Genomic DNA, 15,064 nt, shown 5'->3' with positions numbered 1-15,064 from the left:
CTCAGCCGCGGAATTCGCTACGGCCGTTGTACTTGGCTTTGCCATTCAACTGCTCTTCGATACGCAGCAGTTGGTTGTACTTGGAAACGCGGTCGGAACGGCACAGCGAACCGGTCTTGATCTGGCCAGCCGAGGTGCCCACGGCCAGGTCGGCAATGGTCGAATCTTCGGTTTCGCCGGAGCGGTGCGAGATCACGGCGGTGTAACCAGCGGCCTTGGCCATCTGGATGGCTTCCAGGGTTTCGGTCAGGGTGCCGATCTGGTTGAACTTGATCAGGATCGAGTTGGCGATCTTTTTGTCGATGCCTTCTTTCAGGATCTTGGTGTTGGTCACGAACAGGTCGTCGCCTACCAGCTGAGTCTTCTCGCCGATCTTGTCGGTGAGGATTTTCCAGCCTGCCCAGTCGGACTCGTCCAGACCGTCTTCGATGGAGATGATCGGGTAACGCTCGGTCAGACCTTTCAGGTAGTCGGCGAAACCTTCAGCAGTGAACACCTGGCCTTCGCCGGACAGGTTGTACTTGCCATCTTCATAGAATTCGCTGGCCGCGCAGTCCAGGGCCAGGGTCACGTCGGTGCCCAGCTTGTAACCGGCGTTGGCTACGGCTTCGGAGATCACTTTCAAAGCGTCTTCGTTGGACGCCAGGTTCGGCGCAAAACCACCTTCATCACCGACGGCAGTGCTCAGGCCACGGGCCTTCAGAACGGCTTTGAGGTGATGGAAAATCTCGGTGCCCATGCGCAGACCTTCCGAGAAAGACTTGGCGCCAACCGGCTGAACCATGAATTCCTGGATGTCGACGTTGTTATCGGCGTGCTCGCCACCGTTGATGATGTTCATCATCGGAACCGGCATCGAGTAAACACCCGGGGTACCGTTCAGGTTGGCAATGTGAGCGTACAGCGGCAGGTCCTGGTCCTGTGCTGCTGCCTTGGCCGCGGCCAGGGAAACGGCGAGGATCGCGTTGGCGCCCAGGGTCGCTTTGTTCTCAGTGCCATCGAGCTTGATCATCGCGTGATCCAGCGCTTTCTGGTCGCTTGGGTCTTTGCCCAGCAACAGGTCGCGGATCGGACCGTTGATGTTGGCTACGGCCTTAAGCACGCCTTTACCCAGATAACGGCTCTTGTCGCCATCACGCAGCTCGAGCGCTTCACGCGAGCCAGTGGAAGCACCGGATGGCGCGCATGCGCTGCCGATGATGCCGTTATCGAGAAGCACGTCTGCTTCCACAGTGGGATTGCCACGGGAGTCGAGAACTTCACGACCTTTGATGTCGACGATTTTTGCCATTGTTGTAAACACTCCAAAGTTGACGAAAACGACGCAGCTGAAGGAAATCTTTTATCGTCGGCAAGTGACAGACAGCGGGCAGGCTTGCGGACGATAAGGCTCAAGCCCGAGGGCCTGAGCATTTAAACCGTGCGGTACTTTACCGGAGAATTGAGGTTTACGCGGTTTCTACCGTCGGAAAACTCTTCACCAGTTCGTCCAGTGCTTTGAGCTGGGCCAGGAATGGCTCCAGTTTGTCCAGACGCAGGGCGCAAGGGCCGTCGCATTTGGCGTTGTCCGGGTCCGGGTGGGCTTCGAGGAACAGCCCGGCCAGCGACTGGCTCATGCCGGCCTTGGCCAGGTCAGTGACCTGGGCACGACGACCACCGGCGGAATCGGAGCGACCGCCGGGCATTTGCAGCGCGTGGGTCACGTCGAAGAACACCGGGTATTCGAACTGCTTCATGATGCCGAAGCCGAGCATGTCGACCACGAGATTGTTGTAGCCGAAGCTCGAACCACGCTCGCAGAGAATCAACTGATCGTTACCGGCTTCCACGCATTTGTTCAGGATGTGTTTCATTTCCTGGGGCGCGAGGAACTGGGCTTTCTTGATGTTGATCACCGCGCCGGTCTTGGCCATCGCGACCACGAGATCGGTCTGGCGCGACAGGAAGGCCGGCAACTGGATGATGTCGCAGACTTCAGCGACGACCGCGGCCTGATCAGGCTCGTGGACGTCGGTGATGATCGGTACGCCAAAGGCTTGCTTGATGTCCTGGAAAATCCGCATGCCCTCTTCCAGCCCGGGGCCACGATAAGAGGTCACAGAAGAACGGTTCGCCTTGTCGAAACTGGCCTTGAACACGTAAGGGATACCGAGTTTTTCGGTGACCTTTACGTACTCTTCGCAGACCTGCATCGCCATGTCACGGCTTTCCAGCACGTTCATGCCACCGAACAGCACCATTGGCTTGTCGTTGGCAATCTCGATATCGCCTACGCGGATGATCTTCTGCGCCATCAGGATTACGCCTTCTTCTGGTGTTGAGCCAAAGCGGCTTTAACGAAACCGCTGAACAACGGGTGACCGTCGCGTGGCGTCGAGGTGAACTCTGGGTGGAACTGGCAAGCGACGAACCATGGGTGATCCGGTGCTTCAACCACTTCCACCAGCGCGCCATCACCGGAACGACCAGAGATTTTCAGGCCGGCCTCGATGATTTGCGGCAGCAGGTTGTTGTTCACTTCGTAGCGATGACGGTGACGCTCGACGATCACATCCTTGGCGTAGCAATCGTGCACCAGGGAACCTGGCTCAAGCAGGCAGTCCTGAGCGCCAAGGCGCATGGTGCCACCCAGATCGGACGATTCGGTACGGATTTCGACGGCGCCGGTGGCATCTTCCCACTCGGTGATCAGACCCACCACCGGGTGACCGCTGGTACGATCGAACTCAGTGGAGTTGGCATCTTTCCAGCCCATTACGTTACGAGCGAACTCGATAACGGCCACTTGCATGCCCAGGCAGATACCCAGGTATGGAACCTTGTTTTCGCGAGCGTATTGAACGGCAGTGATCTTGCCTTCAACACCACGCAGACCGAAGCCGCCCGGTACCAGAATCGCGTCGACGCCTTCCAGCAGCGCGGTGCCCTGGTTTTCGATGTCTTCGGAATCGATGTAGCGCAGGTTGACCTTGGTGCGGTTGCTGATGCCAGCGTGACTCATCGCCTCGATCAACGACTTGTAGGCGTCCAGCAGTTCCATGTACTTGCCGACCATGGCGATGGTGACTTCGTGCTCCGGGTTCAGCTTGGCATCAACCACCGCTTCCCACTCGGACAGATCGGCGCTGTCGCATTGCAGGCCGAAACGCTCGACGACGAAATCATCCAGGCCCTGGGAGTGCAGAATGCCCGGGATCTTGTAGATGGTGTCGGCGTCTTCCAGCGCAATCACCGCACGCTCTTCAACGTTGGTGAACTGCGCGATCTTGCGACGCGAAGAAATGTCGATCGGGTGATCGGAGCGGCACACCAGCACGTCAGGCTGCAGGCCGATGGAGCGCAGCTCCTTGACCGAGTGCTGGGTTGGCTTGGTTTTGGTTTCGCCGGCAGTGGCGATGTACGGCACCAGTGTCAGGTGCATCAGCATCGCGCGCTTGGCGCCGACTTCGAAACGCAATTGACGGATCGCCTCGAGGAACGGTTGCGACTCGATGTCACCCACGGTGCCACCGATCTCGACCATGGCCACGTCGGCATCGCCAGCGCCCTTGATGATCCGGCGCTTGATTTCGTCGGTGATGTGCGGGATCACCTGAATGGTTGCGCCCAGGTAATCACCACGGCGCTCTTTGCGCAGGACGTGTTCGTAGACACGGCCAGTGGTGAAGTTGTTGTTCTGGGTCATGGTCGTGCGGATGAACCGCTCGTAGTGGCCCAGGTCCAGGTCGGTCTCGGCGCCGTCGTGGGTGACGAACACTTCACCGTGCTGGAACGGGCTCATGGTGCCCGGGTCAACGTTGATGTACGGGTCCAGCTTCAGCATGGTGACCTTAAGTCCCCGCGCCTCCAGGATGGCCGCCAATGAAGCCGAGGCAATGCCTTTCCCCAATGAAGAAACAACACCGCCCGTGACGAATATGTAGCGCGTCATGAAAAACCCTAGAAGTCTGCGTTAAAGCGGTCCGAGCCGCCGGGGAAAGCGAAGGAAGGCCGAAGCCCCCGATCACCTGCATTAATCACAGTGCACCTTTCAAAAAAACCGCCGCGTTGGGACAGACCGGAAGATGAAACACCGGTAGGTTGCTCGCTACACATTTTTTGGAATCGCCCAGCAAAGACTGCTTGGTAATCGGCAACTCCTGCGATTCAGGCGAATCCACAGAAGTTGTATCAAGAAGGGAGCGTAGTCTACCGGAAAGCCCCTTTCAGCTCAAACCTTGATCTTCGATCGGCGGCTGCCAATGCAAATACCAGCCACTGCGCTCACTGCCATTCAGCCCCCGCAGGTTCGCCACCGCCAGCAATTGCTGGCCCCTGTAGACCAGCGGCAATCTGCCACGGGCGAAGCCCGGCACACCGCTTTCGTTGAGCAAACGCTTCAAGTCACGGTGACCGCGATCGGGCAAACTCATGACTTCGCCGCCCTCACGATAGCGGATCTGCAACGGGCCATCGGGGATCTGGCCGGTGAGTGTGAGCACGCCATTATCCGGTAACGCCAGCAATACCGCGGGGGCAGCCCAGGACACCGGGGATGGCGGAGTGCGCAACCATCCACCTGACAACCACCAGAGACGCCCACCAGCGCGATGCAGTTCGCCCGCCGCCAATCGCCAGACCGGACGTGCGTCGCTAGTCGCATCGCGCAAATCCTGCCAACCCGACCAATGGTCACTGTCCGGCAAAGACGTCAGCGGTTTGAGCCAATGACTCAGCGCATTGCGCTGGCGTGCATCAGAGAGCTTTTCCAGGGGCGCCAGCTCCAGCGACGGCAACCCCAGCCAATCGAAATCACTGTCGGTGCCGGCCTGGGCCAGATCAATTTGCGCCAGATCGTCGAGCAACCCCTGCGCCTCACTCAGATGCGCAGCGCTGCGAGCCATGGTCGCCACTGCTTGCGGCCAGCGCGCGGTCAACACGGGGAACACCTGATGACGCAGGTAATTGCGCGAGAACTGCCGGTCCTGATTCGACGGATCTTCGATCCAGTTCAGCTGATATTCAGTGGCGTAGGCCTCAAGCTCGGCGCGAGTGACATCAAGCAGTGGTCGCAGCAGATGCCCACACCCCAAAGGACGCTCACTCGGCATCCCCGACAAACCTCTCACCCCTGCCCCGCGCATCAGCCGAAACAACAGGGTTTCCGCTTGATCGTCACGGTGCTGACCTGTGAGCAGTACTTCACCGGCGTGAGTCGCCGCGATGAAGGCGCCGTAACGCGCATCCCGCGCCGCACGCTCGAGGCTAGCGCCGCGCTCAACCTGAACACGCACAACCTCCAGCGGTACACCCAACGCATCACAGACCGACTGACAATGTTCCGGCCACGCATCAGCCGCAGCCTGCAGGCCGTGGTGGACGTGAATGGCGGTCAATGCCGGCAAGGATTCGGTTTTTGCGAGGTGTGCGAGAAGGTGCAGCAGGACGGTGGAATCGAGACCACCGGAGAAGGCTATGCGCCAGGTTGTGGCGTTACGCCACGGAACCAGCCCATGGAGAAGCCTGGCTGGCAGATCAATCGTCTTAGGGCTCATAGACGTCAGTCGCTTCACATAGACCCATTGTGGGAGCGAGCCTGCTCGCGAAGGCTGCTTAACATTCAACCTATTTGTTGATTGTTATACCGCAATCGCGAGCAGACGAACGTCGCCCGGCTCTTCCCACAAGGCTATAGCGCGATCAGATCAGAGACCGTAGCTCATCAGACGCTCGTAACGACGGGCCAGCAGCGCGTCGTTGTCGAACTTCTTCAACATCGCCAGTTGCGAGCTCAGCTCGGCGCGGATCGAGGCAGCGGCAGCCGCCGGATCACGATGAGCGCCGCCCAACGGCTCGCCGATCACTTTATCGACGATGCCCAGGCCCTTCAGACGCTCGGCAGTGATGCCCATCGCTTCAGCGGCATCCGGGGCTTTCTCGGAAGTTTTCCACAGAATCGAGGCGCAACCTTCCGGCGAAATCACCGCGTAGGTCGAATATTGCAGCATGTTCAGCTGATCGCAGACGCCAATTGCCAGCGCACCACCGGAACCACCCTCACCGATCACGGTGGCGATGATTGGGGTTTTCAGGCGAGCCATGACGCGCAGGTTCCAGGCAATCGCTTCGCTCTGGTTGCGCTCTTCGGCGTCGATGCCAGGGTAAGCGCCCGGGGTGTCGATGAAGGTCAGGATCGGCATTTTGAAACGCTCGGCCATTTCCATCAGGCGACACGCCTTGCGGTAGCCCTCAGGGCGCGGCATGCCGAAGTTGCGGCGAACCTTCTCGCGCACTTCGCGACCTTTCTGGTGACCGATAACCATCACCGGCTGGTCGTCCAGACGGGCAACACCGCCAACGATGGCAGCGTCGTCGGAGAAGTGACGGTCGCCGTGCAACTCATCGAACTCGGTGAAGATGTGTTCGATGTAGTCCAGGGTGTATGGACGTTTCGGGTGACGCGCCAGACGCGCGATCTGCCAGCTGGTCAGCTTGCCGAAGATGTCTTCGGTCAGCGTGCTGCTCTTGTCCTGTAGGCGGGAGATCTCATCGCCGATATTCAGCGAATTGTCATTACCGACCAAGCGCAACTCTTCGATCTTGGCTTGCAGGTCGGCGATCGGCTGTTCGAAATCTAGAAAATTCGGGTTCATAGGCGTCCGTCTAGGGTCGCGTCCAAGAGAGCTTGGGCCGGCCGGTTGTCTATTCGCGCCCTACCTTAAGGGACAGGCGCGTTCAGGTCGAGATTAAAAATTCGGGTCGGGATCAGGCGCGTTCCCATGGTAAGGAATGGCGCCTGACCGTCAACGGTATTGGAGGAAGACGTTGTCTCGCCCGAACTGGTCACGCAGGGCTTGAATCAAGGCATCCGCCGGGTCGATCCGCCAGGTCTCGCCAAACTGCAACAAGGCCTTCGCATCGGGGCTGGTGTAGTCCATGGTGATCGGGCACGCACCGCGATGACGCTTCAACAACTCGCCCAACCAGCGTAGCTGATCGCCCTTGAGATCCTTTGCATGCAACTTCAGGCGCAGGCTTTCGGCCAGGTTGGTGCGCGCATCTTCCATGCTCATCACCCGCTTGACCCGCAACCGCAGGCCACCGGAGAAGTCGTCGTTGCTGACTTCGCCTTCGACCACCACCATCGCATCGGTCTGCAACAGCGACTGTGCGGAATGGAACGCATCGGCGAACAACGAGGCTTCGATCCGCCCGGAGCGGTCGTCGAGGGTGATGAAGCCCATCTTGTCGCCCTTTTTGTTCTTCATCACTCGCAGGGCGATGATCATGCCCGCGACCGTTTGCGTGTCGCGAGCCGGCTTCAGGTCGATGATGCGCTGACGGGCGAAGCGACGGATCTCGCCCTCGTATTCGTCGATCGGGTGGCCGGTGAGGTACAGGCCCAAGGTATCTTTCTCGCCTTTCAGGCGTTCCTTGAGGGTCAGCTCCTTGGCCTTGCGGTGATTGGCGTAGACGTCGGCGTCTTCTTCAACGAACAGACCGCCAAACAGATCGGCATGCCCACTGTCGTGGGTACGAGCGGTTTGTTCGGCAGCCTTGATCGCCTCTTCCATGGCCGTCAACAACACCGCGCGGTTGCGGTCGATGTTGGCCTGATAGGCTTTCTGCTCATCGTGGAAATACGGGCCAAGGCGGTCCAGGGCACCACTGCGGATCAAGCCGTCGAGGGTGCGTTTGTTGATACGCTTGAGGTCGACCCGCGCGCAAAAATCGAACAGGTCCTTGAACGGCCCGTCTTGCCGCGCCTCGGTAATCGCTTCGACCGGGCCTTCGCCCACGCCCTTGATCGCGCCCAAACCGTAAATGATGCGGCCTTCGTCGTTCACCGTGAACTTGAACTCCGAGGTGTTCACGTCTGGCGCGTCGAGGCGCAGCTTCATGGTCCGCACTTCTTCGATCAAGGTCACGACCTTGTCGGTGTTGTGCATATCCGCCGACAGTACCGCGGCCATGAACGGCGCCGGATAGTGGGCTTTCAGCCACGCGGTCTGGTACGACACCAGGCCGTAGGCCGCGGAGTGGGATTTGTTGAAACCGTAACCGGCGAATTTTTCTACCAGGTCGAAAATGTTACCGGCAAGGTCAGCGTCGATATTGTTGGTGGCGCAACCTTCAATGAAACCGCCGCGCTGCTTGGCCATTTCTTCGGGTTTTTTCTTACCCATGGCTCGACGCAGCATGTCCGCGCCGCCGAGGGTGTAACCGGCCATGACCTGGGCAATCTGCATCACCTGTTCCTGATACAGGATGATGCCGTAAGTCGGCGCCAATACCGGCTTGAGGCCGTCGTACTGGTAGTCCGAGTGCGGGTACGCGAGTTCGGCGCGACCGTGCTTACGGTTGATGAAGTCGTCCACCATGCCCGATTGCAGCGGGCCCGGACGGAACAGGGCCACCAGTGCGATCAAGTCTTCCAGGCAGTCGGGCTTGAGCTTTTTGATCAGCTCTTTCATGCCGCGCGACTCGAGCTGGAACACCGCGGTGGTTTCGGCTTTTTGCAGTAGCGTGTAAGTCGGTTTGTCATCCAGCGGGATGAACGCGATGTCCAGCGGCGGTTCGTTGACCTTGGCGCGGTCGCGGTTGATGGTTTTCAGCGCCCAGTCGATGATCGTCAGGGTCCGAAGCCCCAGGAAGTCGAACTTCACCAGACCGGCAGCCTCAACGTCATCCTTGTCGAACTGGGTTACCAGACCGTCGCCCGCTTCGTCGCAATAGATCGGCGAGAAGTCGGTCAGCTTGGTCGGCGCAATCACCACGCCACCGGCGTGTTTACCGACGTTACGCACAACGCCTTCGAGCTTGCGCGCCATTTCCCAGATTTCCGCGGCTTCTTCATCGACCTTGATGAAGTCGCGCAGGATTTCTTCCTGTTCGTAGGCTTTTTCCAGGGTCATGCCGACTTCGAACGGAATCATCTTCGACAGACGATCCGCCAGTCCGTAGGACTTGCCCTGCACCCGCGCCACGTCACGGACCACAGCCTTGGCCGCCATGGAACCGAAGGTGATGATCTGGCTTACCGCGTTACGGCCGTATTTCTCGGCCACGTAATCGATCACGCGGTCGCGACCGTCCATGCAGAAGTCGACGTCGAAGTCGGGCATGGAAACCCGTTCCGGGTTAAGGAAACGTTCGAACAGCAGGTCATATTCCAGCGGGTCGAGGTCGGTGATCTTCTGCACATAGGCCACCAGCGACCCGGCACCCGACCCACGGCCAGGCCCCACCGGTACGCCGTTGTTCTTGGCCCACTGGATAAAGTCCATCACGATCAGGAAGTAACCGGGGAAGCCCATCTGGATGATGATATCCAGCTCGAAATTCAGCCGGTCGACATAGACTTGGCGCTTGGCTTCGTAGTCTTCGGTGGTGTCCTTGGGCAGCAGAACGCTGAGGCGTTCTTCCAGACCGTCGAAGGAAACCTTGCGGAAATATTCGTCGATGGTCATGCCATCGGGAATCGGGAAGTTGGGCAGGAAGTGCTTGCCCAGCTTCACTTCGATGTTGCAGCGCTTGGCGATCTCGACTGTGTTCTCCAGCGCCTCAGGCAGGTCGCTGAACAGCTCGGCCATTTCCTCGGCGCTTTTGAGGTATTGCTGATCGCTGTAATTCTTCGAACGCCGCGGATCGTCGAGGGCGCGGCCTTCACCGATGCAAACGCGGGTTTCGTGGGCTTCGAAGTCTTCCTGCTTGATGAAGCGCACGTCGTTGGTCGCCACCAGCGGCGCGCCGATTTTCTCGGCCAGGGCCACGGCGCCGTGCAGTTGCTCTTCGTCGTTGGGGCGGTTGGTGCGCTGGACTTCCAGATAGAAACGATCCGGGAACACCGCCATCCACTCGCGAGCCAGGGTTTCGGCTTCGTCCGGGTTGCCGCCGAGCATCGCCAGACCGATTTCGCCCTCTTTCGCCGCCGACAGCATGATCAAGCCTTCGCTGGCTTCGGCCACCCACTCGCGCTCGATGATGATCGAACCATTGCGCTGGCCGTCGATGAAACCACGGGAGATCAGTTCGGTGAGGTTGCGATAACCTGTGGCGTTCATCGCCAGCAGGCTGATCCGGCTCAAGGGGTTGTCCGGATCCTTGTTCGACAGCCACAGGTCGGCGCCACAAATCGGCTTGATCCCGGCGCCCATGGCGGCTTTATAGAATTTGACCAGGGAACACATGTTGTTCTGGTCAGTGACCGCCACGGCAGGCATGTTCATGCCGACCAGGGTCTTGACCAGCGGTTTGATCCGCACCAGACCGTCGACCAGGGAATATTCAGTGTGCAGGCGTAGATGAACGAATGAAGCCGGCATAGTGATCCTGTCTAGAAACTAGAAACGTGAAGACAACAAGGCCCGGATTGTACCGGGCCTTGAGTAAAACATCAGCCTGCGACTAACCCTCGATCAGGTTTTCCCGCGCTTCATACGCCAGGCGTACCGGGGCGAACGAGCGGCGGTGAATCGGTGTCGGCCCCAGACGCGTCAGCGCCTCCAGATGAACGGGCGTCGGGTAGCCTTTGTGGCCACCGATGCCGTAACCCGGGTAAATCAGTTCGAACGCCGCCATTTCACGATCACGGCTGACCTTGGCCAGAATTGACGCCGCAGCGATGGCCGGCACTTTGCTGTCGCCTTGCACCACCGCTTCGGCGCGCATCGAGAGTTTCGGGCAACGGTTGCCGTCGATCATCGCCAGCTTCGGCTGAATGTGCAGGCCCTCGACCGCGCGCTGCATGGCCAGCATGGTGGCATGAAGGATGTTCAACTCGTCAATTTCTTCGACTTCGGCGCGAGCAATGCACCAGCTCAGGGCTTTTTCGCAGATTTCGTCGTAGAGTTTTTCGCGGCGGGCTTCGGTGAGTTTCTTCGAATCGTTGAGGCCGAGAATCGGCCGGCTCGGATCAAGGATCACCGCGGCGGTCACCACGGCACCGCACAGCGGGCCGCGACCGACTTCATCAACACCTGCCACCAGATCTTCAACTTCATCGACCAGCATAAAATCCAGGCCCAGTTGCTTGCTTGCTTTGCTCATTATGCTCTGCCAATCAGGTTCAGTACCGCGTCCGCTGCCTGATTGGAGGCGTCCAGTCGCAGGGTTCGGTGGATTTCGTCAAAGCCTCGGGTCTGCTCCTCGCCACCTTCGATCAGCGGCGACAGAGTCTGGGCCAGGGCTTCGACTGTCGCATCGTCCTGCAACAACTCTGGCACCAGCAGGCGCTGGGCCAGCAAATTCGGCAACGAGACGTAGGGACTCTTCACCATCCGTTTGAGAATCCAGAACGTCAGCGGTGCCAGGCGATAAGCGACCACCATCGGCCGCTTGTACAGCAATGCTTCCAGGGTCGCGGTGCCCGAAGCGATCAACACCGCGTCGCACGCCGCCAGCGCCAGATGGGATTTGCCGTCGAGCAAGGTCAGCGGCAGATCGCGACCAACCAACAACTCTTCCAACTGGGCCCGACGCTCCGGACTGGCGCACGGCATAACGAATCGCACGCCCGGACGCATGGCCCGCAGGCGCTGGGCGGTGTCGAGGAACAACGCACCGAGGCGCCCGACTTCACCGCCACGACTACCCGGCATCAGGGCAACCAACGGCCCTTGCGGCAAACCGAGTTCGGCCCGCGCGGCGGTGCGATCGGCCTCAAGCGGGATCGCATCGGCCAGGGAATGCCCGACAAACCGTACCGGCACGCCCTTCTCTTCATAAAATTTAGCTTCGAACGGGAACAGCGTCAGCATCAGGTCGCAACCTTCGCGAATCTTCAGCACCCGCTTCTGTCGCCAGGCCCAGACCGACGGGCTGACGTAATGCACGGTCTTGATCCCGGCCTGACGCAGCTTGAGTTCGATATTGAGGTTGAAGTCCGGGGCATCGATACCGATGAACACGTCCGGCTTCGCGGCGATCAGGTCCGCAACCAGTTTCTTGCGACGGGCCAACAGCTCGCGCAAACGGCCCAGCACTTCCACCAGCCCCATGACAGAAAGGCGTTCCATCGGGAAATACGAGGTCAGGCCTTCGGCCTGCATCAGCGGACCGCCGACACCAATGAACTCGACCGCCGGATGCTGTGCCTTGAGCGCACGCATGAGACCCGCACCCAGAATGTCACCGGAAGCCTCACCCGCCACCAGCGCAATACGCAGATTGGCCATGATTAGCGGGTGATGCCGCGGGTCGAAGACTGGATGGAATCACGGAACACCGCGACTTCCGGGAACTGCAGCGAGGGTTCGGCCAGCTCGGCGAGCGCTTGCTCGACTGTCAGGCCCTGGCGGTAAACCACCTTGTAGGCACGACGCAGCGCGTGGATCGCCTCTTCGCTGAAGCCCCGACGGCGCATGCCTTCGAAGTTCATGCTGCGAGCTTCAGCGGGGTTGCCGAATACCGTGACGTACGCTGGAACGTCTTTGCCAATGGCTGTGCCCATGCCGGAAAAGCTGTGGGCGCCAATGTGGCAATACTGGTGAACCAGGGTGAAGCCGGACAGGATCGCCCAGTCTTCAACGTGCACATGCCCTGCCAACGCGGTGTTGTTGACCAGGATGCAATGATTGCCGATAACGCTGTCGTGACCGATGTGGGCATAGGCCATGATCAGGTTGTGATCGCCCAGGGTCGTTTCCGAACGGTCCTGAATGGTCCCGCGGTGAATCGTCACGCCTTCACGGATGACGTTGTGGTCACCGATGACCAGACGGGTTTCCTCGCCCTTGTATTTCAGATCGGGCGTGTCCTCACCTACCGAAGAAAACTGGTAGATGCGGTTGTGCTTACCGATTCGGGTCGGGCCCTTGAGAATCACATGCGGCCCGATCACTGTCCCCTCGCCGATTTCCACACCTGCGCCGACAATCGACCAAGGGCCGACTTCGACGTCGTCGGCCAGGATGGCCGTCGGATCGATGATTGCGCGAGGGTCAATCAAACTCATAGTTTGCGTTCCGCACAGATGATTTCAGCGGAGCAGACTGGCTTGCCATCGACCGAAGCCTGGCATTCGAACTTCCAGATCTGACGCTTGCAGCTGATGAACTTGGCTTCAAGGATCAATTGATCGCCCGGCAGCACCGGCTGACGGAAGCGCAGTTTGTCGGAGCCGACGAAGTAGTAAAGCGTGCCATCGGCCGGTTTCACGTCGAGCATTTTGAAACCAAGGATCCCGGCAGCCTGAGCCATCGCTTCGATGATCAGTACGCCCGGCATGATTGGATGCGCAGGGAAGTGACCATTGAAGAACGGTTCGTTGATGCTGACATTCTTGTAGGCGCGAATGCGCTTGCCTTCCACATCCAGATCCACGACCCGGTCCACCAGCAGGAACGGGTAACGGTGAGGCAGGTATTCGCGAATCTCGTTGATGTCCATCATTTCGGGGGGAAGCCTATGTAAAGATTGGGAGCGCGCGACTGACGCGCACTCCTCTAGCAAATCAAGGGAGGCAGTCTAGCGGCTGTGCACACTTGATATGGAAATGGTATCAGCCATCTGATGAAGCATTACCGTCAGGGGTCACGTCCCCTACACGCTTTTCCAGCTGTCGCAGACGTCGCGCGATGTCATCGAGCTGACGGATACGTGCCGCGCTTTTGCGCCATTCGGCTGCCGGTTGCATCGCCGTACCGGAAGAATAGGAGCCCGGCTCGGTAATCGAGTGGGTCACCATGGTCATCCCGGTCAGGAAAACGTTGTCGCAAATGTCGATATGCCCCACCAGCCCTACGCCACCGGCAAGCATGCAATGCTTGCCGATTTTGGTGCTGCCGGAAATTCCCACGCACGCGGCCATGGCCGTGTGGTCACCAACCTGGACGTTGTGGGCAATCTGAATCTGATTGTCGAGCTTCACACCATTACCAATGACGGTATCGGCCAGCGCGCCACGATCGATAGCGGTATTTACGCCTATTTCCACGTCGTCTCCGATCGAGACGCCGCCGATCTGGGCAATTTTCTGCCAGATACCTTTCTCGTTGGCAAAACCGAAGCCTTCACCACCGAGCACGGCACCGGATTGAATCACCACCCGTTTGCCGATGCGCACGTCGTGATACAGCGTGACGCGCGGGGCCAACCAGCCGCCCTCGCCAATTTCGCAGCGTGCACCGATGAAGCAATGCGCACCAACGGTCACACCGGCGCCAATGCGCGCTGCACTTTCGATGACCGCAAAGGCACCGATGCTCGCCGCCGGATCGACCACCGCATCCGCTGCCACTACCGCTGTCGGATGAATACCGGCCGGCGCCTTGGGCTTGGGATCGAACAGGTGGGAAATGCGGGCATAAGACAGATATGGATCAGCCACCACCAGCGCATCACCGACAAAACCTTCAGCGTCAGCGGCCTTCAGCAGCACGGCTGCGGCCTGACTGTCAGCCAGGTATTTACGGTATTGAGGATTTGCCAGAAAGCTCAACTGAGCTGGGCCAGCCTCTTGCAAAGTGGCCAGCCCAGTAATTTCTTTCTCCGGGTCGCCACGTAAGGTGGCGCCGAGGAACTCGGCCAACTGGCCGAGCTTTATAGTCGCTGTCATGGGTTACTTCAGCTGATTCATGCGCTCGATAACCTGGCGAGTGATGTCGTACTGAGGCTTGACATCAATCACTGCGCCACGCTCGAAGACCAGGTCATAAGCACCTTTCTTGATGACTTCTTCCACAGCGCTGTCCAGTTTCGGCTTGAGCTGCTTCAGCATTTCACGGTCGGCAACGGCTTTGGCTTCGTTCAGCTCCTTGGACTGGAACTGGAAATCACGGGCCTTTTGCTTGAACTCGAGCTCCAGACGTTCACGCTCGCCTTGCTGCATCTTGTCGCCACCGGCCATCAGACGGTCCTGGATACCCTTGGCGCTGCTTTCCAGGCTCTTGAGCTTGGTCAGTTGCGGGCCGAATTTTTTCTCGGCATCCACGGCGTATTTCTTTGCCGCATCGGATTCCAGCAGTGCCATCTGATAGTTCAGAACGGCGATTTTCATGTCGGCAAAAGCCGGACCTGCAACCAGCACGGTCGCCAGGAGAACCAATTGAGTCAACTTACGCACGATGCACTCCTACAAAATCCA

12 protein-coding genes are annotated in these 15,064 nt (G+C 59.2%); all 12 read right to left on the bottom strand.

The window, feature by feature from the left end; translation table 11 throughout:
* Window position 1: 1 nt before the first annotated feature.
* Window positions 2-1,291 (bottom strand): phosphopyruvate hydratase, encoded by a 1,290-nt coding sequence (eno, locus tag ACEN8R_RS01280; protein ID WP_007940523.1) that lies wholly within the window; start codon window positions 1,289-1,291, stop codon window positions 2-4.
* Between the two features lie 157 nt (window positions 1,292-1,448).
* The gene (gene kdsA / locus ACEN8R_RS01275; RefSeq protein WP_015093773.1) at window positions 1,449-2,294 is read right to left on the bottom strand and encodes a 3-deoxy-8-phosphooctulonate synthase; all 846 of its coding nucleotides are present in this window, start codon (window positions 2,292-2,294) and stop codon (window positions 1,449-1,451) included.
* A 5-nt stretch (window positions 2,295-2,299) separates the two neighbouring features.
* Window positions 2,300-3,931 (bottom strand): CTP synthase, encoded by a 1,632-nt coding sequence (pyrG, locus tag ACEN8R_RS01270; protein WP_026286489.1) that lies wholly within the window; start codon window positions 3,929-3,931, stop codon window positions 2,300-2,302.
* 274 nt (window positions 3,932-4,205) lie between these two features.
* Window positions 4,206-5,534, bottom strand: a complete 1,329-nt coding sequence (tilS, locus tag ACEN8R_RS01265; RefSeq protein ID WP_018927006.1) for a tRNA lysidine(34) synthetase TilS — start codon at window positions 5,532-5,534, stop codon at window positions 4,206-4,208.
* Between the two features lie 150 nt (window positions 5,535-5,684).
* Entirely contained in the window at window positions 5,685-6,632 is a 948-nt protein-coding gene (locus tag ACEN8R_RS01260; protein WP_018927007.1) for an acetyl-CoA carboxylase carboxyltransferase subunit alpha, read from the bottom strand.
* Between the two features lie 150 nt (window positions 6,633-6,782).
* Window positions 6,783-10,304: a DNA polymerase III subunit alpha gene (gene dnaE, locus ACEN8R_RS01255; RefSeq protein WP_018927008.1), complete on the bottom strand. Its 3,522-nt coding sequence runs from the start codon at window positions 10,302-10,304 to the stop codon at window positions 6,783-6,785.
* Window positions 10,305-10,386: 82 nt separating this feature from the next.
* Complete coding sequence (gene rnhB / locus ACEN8R_RS01250; protein ID WP_018927009.1) at window positions 10,387-11,028, bottom strand: ribonuclease HII; 642 nt, start codon at window positions 11,026-11,028, stop codon at window positions 10,387-10,389.
* Complete coding sequence (gene lpxB / locus ACEN8R_RS01245; RefSeq protein WP_018927010.1) at window positions 11,028-12,155, bottom strand: lipid-A-disaccharide synthase; 1,128 nt, start codon at window positions 12,153-12,155, stop codon at window positions 11,028-11,030. Before lpxB ends, rnhB begins: the two co-directional genes overlap by 1 nt.
* 2 nt (window positions 12,156-12,157) lie before the next feature.
* The gene (gene lpxA / locus ACEN8R_RS01240; protein ID WP_018927011.1) at window positions 12,158-12,934 is read right to left on the bottom strand and encodes an acyl-ACP--UDP-N-acetylglucosamine O-acyltransferase; all 777 of its coding nucleotides are present in this window, start codon (window positions 12,932-12,934) and stop codon (window positions 12,158-12,160) included.
* A complete protein-coding gene (fabZ, locus tag ACEN8R_RS01235; RefSeq protein ID WP_007940511.1) occupies window positions 12,931-13,371 on the bottom strand; it encodes a 3-hydroxyacyl-ACP dehydratase FabZ in 441 nt (146 codons plus the stop codon). Before fabZ ends, lpxA begins: the two co-directional genes overlap by 4 nt.
* 109 nt (window positions 13,372-13,480) lie before the next feature.
* Window positions 13,481-14,536: a UDP-3-O-(3-hydroxymyristoyl)glucosamine N-acyltransferase gene (gene lpxD / locus ACEN8R_RS01230; RefSeq protein ID WP_018927012.1), complete on the bottom strand. Its 1,056-nt coding sequence runs from the start codon at window positions 14,534-14,536 to the stop codon at window positions 13,481-13,483.
* Window positions 14,537-14,539: 3 nt separating this feature from the next.
* Window positions 14,540-15,043: an OmpH/Skp family outer membrane protein gene (locus tag ACEN8R_RS01225; protein ID WP_007940508.1), complete on the bottom strand. Its 504-nt coding sequence runs from the start codon at window positions 15,041-15,043 to the stop codon at window positions 14,540-14,542.
* Between the last annotated feature and the right edge of the window lie 21 nt (window positions 15,044-15,064).

The sequence above is a fragment of the Pseudomonas sp. Pseusp15 genome, from assembly GCF_059492165.1.
Note: the sequence above shows the minus strand (reverse complement) of the source record. Positions and strands in the feature narration are given on the sequence as shown.

What these genes read in the sequence shown, in the direction of transcription:
- kdsA (WP_015093773.1), bottom strand. Translation starts at nt 2,294, where the DNA reads ATGGCGCAGAAGATCATCCGCGTAGGCGATATCGAGATTGCCAACGAC.
- fabZ (WP_007940511.1), bottom strand. Translation starts at nt 13,371, where the DNA reads ATGATGGACATCAACGAGATTCGCGAATACCTGCCTCACCGTTACCCG.
- rnhB (WP_018927009.1), bottom strand. Translation starts at nt 11,028, where the DNA reads ATGAGCAAAGCAAGCAAGCAACTGGGCCTGGATTTTATGCTGGTCGAT.
- tilS (WP_018927006.1), bottom strand. Translation starts at nt 5,534, where the DNA reads ATGAGCCCTAAGACGATTGATCTGCCAGCCAGGCTTCTCCATGGGCTG.
- lpxB (WP_018927010.1), bottom strand. Translation starts at nt 12,155, where the DNA reads ATGGCCAATCTGCGTATTGCGCTGGTGGCGGGTGAGGCTTCCGGTGAC.
- lpxD (WP_018927012.1), bottom strand. Translation starts at nt 14,536, where the DNA reads ATGACAGCGACTATAAAGCTCGGCCAGTTGGCCGAGTTCCTCGGCGCC.
- ACEN8R_RS01260 (WP_018927007.1), bottom strand. Translation starts at nt 6,632, where the DNA reads ATGAACCCGAATTTTCTAGATTTCGAACAGCCGATCGCCGACCTGCAA.
- eno (WP_007940523.1), bottom strand. Translation starts at nt 1,291, where the DNA reads ATGGCAAAAATCGTCGACATCAAAGGTCGTGAAGTTCTCGACTCCCGT.
- dnaE (WP_018927008.1), bottom strand. Translation starts at nt 10,304, where the DNA reads ATGCCGGCTTCATTCGTTCATCTACGCCTGCACACTGAATATTCCCTG.
- lpxA (WP_018927011.1), bottom strand. Translation starts at nt 12,934, where the DNA reads ATGAGTTTGATTGACCCTCGCGCAATCATCGATCCGACGGCCATCCTG.
- pyrG (WP_026286489.1), bottom strand. Translation starts at nt 3,931, where the DNA reads ATGACGCGCTACATATTCGTCACGGGCGGTGTTGTTTCTTCATTGGGG.